General features: G+C 72.7%; 2 protein-coding genes. One reads left to right on the top strand and one right to left on the bottom strand.

The features are described from left to right. Window positions 1-43: 43 nt before the first annotated feature. Window positions 44-2,866: a PAS domain-containing protein gene (locus B9G38_RS14410; RefSeq protein WP_233127219.1), complete on the bottom strand. Its 2,823-nt coding sequence runs from the start codon at window positions 2,864-2,866 to the stop codon at window positions 44-46. Window positions 2,867-3,155: 289 nt separating this feature from the next. Between B9G38_RS14410 and gatB the strand changes: the two genes are divergently transcribed. Next, on the top strand, window positions 3,156-4,421 hold a 1,266-nt coding region (gene gatB / locus B9G38_RS14415; RefSeq protein WP_086220830.1), incomplete at its 3' end, for an Asp-tRNA(Asn)/Glu-tRNA(Gln) amidotransferase subunit GatB.

The raw sequence follows: 4,421 nt of genomic DNA on the forward strand, positions 1-4,421 counted from the left end.
CCGCGGTACACACTGTCCGCTGCGTCGGCGGCGCCAGTTGTGTTTAAGGACCAGGCGCCGGAGCGGTGCCGCGCGCCTCCTCCACGAGCCGCCGCAGGGTCGTCGCCCCCTCGGCGACGCCGCTCAGCCGCTTGCCGGTGGCCTCGATCCGCTCCGCGAACTCGCGAATTCGGTCGTCGTCGGTCCGGTCGGCGATCTCGCCGGCGAAGCCGAACACGACGTTCAGCTCGTTCCGCAGGTTGTGCCTGAGGATCCGGTTGACGATCCGCACGTACCGCTCGCGCCGCTTCCGGTCGGTGATGTCGGTGTAGATGCCGAACGCCCGGCGGCTCCCCTCCGTCTCGTAGCTGAACCCCCGGAAGAGGAACTCTCGCGGCCCCTCGACGGTCTGCCGGCGGATCTCTTCGGTCGCGAACCCGCGTTCGCGGACCAGCGAGTCGAGGTCCGTCGTCCCGACGTCACCGCGCTCCTCGCGGTCTCCGAGCCGGTCGTCGCGGATGTCCAACGCGTCGATCGTCCGACCGCGGAGCGCCGCCTCGTCCGCGCCGAACTGCGTCTCGAACGCGGGGTTGACCCCGTCGATCACCGTCTCGTCCGCTTCGAGGAGGACCTCCATCACCGGGTCCGGAAGCCGGTCGAACAGCCGCCGGAAGCGGTCGCGCTCGGTCGACAGCTCCGTCCGGGTCCGGCGGAGGTCGGTCGTGTCGGACAGCGATCCGACGACCCCGCCGCCGTGGTCGGACAGCCGCGACAGGCGCAGCTCGGCGTGCCGCGGTCGTCGGTCGCCGTCGCGGTCGGCCGTCAGGTCCACCGTCCGGGCCGCTCCCGGCGCCCCGCCGGCCTCGGCCCCCGCGTCGGCGAGGGCCGCGACCGCGTCGGCCACCCGCGGCGCGTCGTCGCCGTCGACGAGCGCGGCGAGCCGCTCCCCGACGACGTCGCCGAGGTCGTCGGCGCCGACCCACGCGACGAACGGCCCGGTGGCGTAGGTGACGGCGCCGTCGCCGTCGAGCACGCACACCATGTCGTCGACGTTCTTGAGCGCGTCCTCGTAGGTCCGGAGCCGGCGGCGGCGGTCGGCGGCGTCCATCGCCGCGACCGCGTTCGCGGCCAGCAGTTCGAGGACCGAGACGTCGCTCTCGTCGAAGGCGTCCGGCTCGACGGCGCCGACGATGAACACGCCGTGGTCGCCGAGCGGGACCGCCGCGACGGAACGCATCCCGTGGTACGGCCGGTCGTCCCCGGCCGCCGCGATGTCCTCCTCCACCCGGGGCTCCCCCCGCTCGAACACCCGGCCGGTGAATCCCTCGCCCGGGCGGCGCGGCCCGCGGCTGTCCGCGAACCGCTCGCCGAGGCCGTCGCTCGTGGCGACCAGCCGCAGCCGGTCGTCCTCGGGGTCGTACAGCCGCACGCCGCTGATCTCGTGGCCGAGGACCTCGTCCGCGGCCCCGATCAGCCGGTCGGCGACCGCCTCCCTGCTGTCGGTCCGCTGGAGCTCCTCGACGGTCCCGAGGAGCCGTTCGAGGACCCGCTCGCGCCGCTTTCGCTCCGTCGCGTCCGCGAAGAACACGGAGAGCCCGTCGGGCGAGGGGTACGCCGTCACCTCGGTCCACAGGTCCAGCGGCTCGTAGTAGCTCTCGAAGGAGGCCGGCTCCTGCGTCTCCATCGCCCGCCGGTAGTTCGTCTCGTACTCCTCGCCGATCGCTGCCGGGAACTCCCCCCAGACGTCGGCGCCGAGCAGTTCGTCGGGGTCGCGGTCGAGCAGCGCCGCGGCCTTCTCGTTGACGTAGGTGAACCGCCAGTCGTCGTCGAGCGCGAAGAACGCGTCGTCGATCCGTTCGAGCGTCTCCTCGAACCGCTCGACCGCCGCCTCGCGCTCCTCGCGGGCGATCCGTCGCTCTATCGCTCGCCCGAGCCAGTCGGCGAGCAGCTCGACGAACAGCCGCTCGGACTCGTCGAACGGGCGGTCGCGTCGCTCGGGGTCGAGGAAACAGAGCGTCCCGTACGTCTCGCCGTCGACGACGACGCGCCCCCCGACGTAGCTGCCGAACCCGAACGCCTCGTAGGCGGGGTCGCCCTCCAGTCCCGCCGCCTCGGGGTCGGTGAACGCGACCACGTCGTCGCTCCGCACCGTCCGCTGGCAGTAGGTGAGCTCGAGCGGGATCGACCCGTCGTCGTCGAGGTCGCTCTCGGCGAGCGAGTCCAGAACCCCCGTCCCGTCGCTGTACCGTCGGAGCTCGAGCCGGTCGCCGTCGACGCGCGAGGAGTAGCCGATCGACAGGCCGAGCCGGTCGCGGCCCAGCTCCAGCAGCGCGTCGAGCTTCCCGCCGATGTCGGTCGCCCGGTCGGAGACGATCCGGATGAACGGTTCGAGCGCGGACTCGCCGCCCGCGTCGCGCCCGGGATCCCCGATCCGGTCTCCGGATCGCCCCCCGATCCGGTCCGCGAGCGTCTCGCCGTCGGCCGCGAGTCGGCGCCCGGAGACGTACTCGACCCCGAGCCGGCTCGCGTCGATGGCGGCGTCGGGGGCGTCGTCGACCGTGTACGCGAGCACCTCGGCGTCCGGATAGCGGTCGCAGAGGGCGGGGAGCCCGTCGATCGCGACCGCCCCGTCGCCGGCCGCGAGGTCGGCGTTCGCGGGACCCCCTCCGCTCTGCCCGGACGCGCCGCCGTCGTCTCGGGCCCCGTCGTCTCGGGCCCCGCCGTCCCGGAGTCGGACGACGAGCCGCTCCGGACCGGCGTCGGGTGCCGACTCCCCGGTGGCGCCGCTCCCGCCGTCGCCCGCTCGGCGGACGCGCGTCGCCTCCGGGAGCTCTCCCCAGGCGGCGTCGACGGGCTCGCCGACGTGAAGCGTCCGCTCAGCGGGCATCCGTGAGGGAGGGAGCCGGCGTCGGTCGTCCGCGACGGGCGTGGTCCGAGGCGGTCATCCCCGTCACAGGGCCCCCGTCTCGCGCGCTCGGGCGGGCGCCCGGCGGGGCGCCCTCGCACCGACCGGGTCGGTCCGTCCGCGGATTATCCGTTCTCTCATCGCGCGAAGTACGAACGGCCCACTGATAATCGTTCCCTCCGACTTTTCGGATCTGAGAGCGCCGTCCGGTGTCGCCTCGGCGCCCGTCGTCCCGACACGATTTAGGCGGCCCGCTCACAACTGGCGGGTAATGAGTACGCAGGCCGCGACGGCGGACCGGACAGTCGTGATCGGGCTGGAGGTCCACGTCCAGCTCGAGACCGACACGAAGATCTTCTGCGGCTGCTCGACGGAGCCCGCGGAGGACGAGGCGCCGAACACGCGCACCTGCCCGACCTGCCTCGGGCTGCCGGGCGCGCTCCCGGTCCTCAACGAGGGCGCGGTCGAGGCCGCGGTGAAGGTCGGGAAGGCGATCGACGCCGACATCCCCGAGACGACCACGTTCCACCGGAAGAACTACTACTACCCCGACCTCCCGAAGAACTTCCAGCTCACCCAGTACGACGCGCCGATCTGCGCCGACGGCGAGCTGGAGATCCGCGTCGACGGCGACCCGCGGACGGTCGGGATCACCCGAGCGCACCTCGAGGAGGACCCCGGCAGCCTCCAGCACGCGGGCGGCTCGATCGAGTCGGCGACCCACACCCTCGTCAACTACAACCGCGCGGGCACCCCCCTCATGGAGATCGTCACGGAGCCGGACTTCCGCTCGCCGGCCGAGACGCGGGCGTTCCTCGCGAAGCTGGAGGAGGTCCTCGAATACCTCGGCGTGTTCGACCCCGGCCGCGACGGGAGCCTGCGCGTCGACGCCAACGTCTCCTTGGTCCCGGCCGAGCACGTCGACGGCGACGGGACGATCGACGGCGACGCGCTCGACGACGTGAACCGCGCCGAGGTGAAGAACATCTCCAGCCACAGGGGCGCGGAGCAGGCGCTCGCCTACGAGGTCACCCGGCAGGAGAACGTCCTGCGTCGCGGCCGCGAGATCGAACAGGAGACCCGCCACTGGGACGAGGACCGCGGCGTCACCGTCGGGATGCGCTCGAAGGAGGCCGAGAAGGACTACCGCTACTTCCGCGAGGGCGACCTCCCCGCCTTAGAGGTGGCCGACTGGAAGGACCGGATCGCGATCCCGGAGCTGCCCGACGCCCGCCGCGAGCGCTTCCGCGACGAGTACGGGCTGGACCGCGAGGCGGCCTCCAAGCTCACCTCCACGAAGGCGGTCGCGGACTTCTTCGAGGACGTGGCGAGCGAATTCGACCCCGACCTGGCCGCGACGTGGGTCGCCGACAACCTGCTCGGCGAGCTCAACTACCGCGAGATGGAGATAACCGACGTCGAGGACCGGCTCGACGAGTTCACCCGCCTGATCGAGCTTGTCGCCGCCGACGAGCTCCCGACGCAGAAAGCCGAGGAGGGCGGCCCTCGCGAGCTGCCCCACGGGGGCGAACCACCC

It is taken from the genome of Halorubrum sp. SD612, from assembly GCF_002135005.1.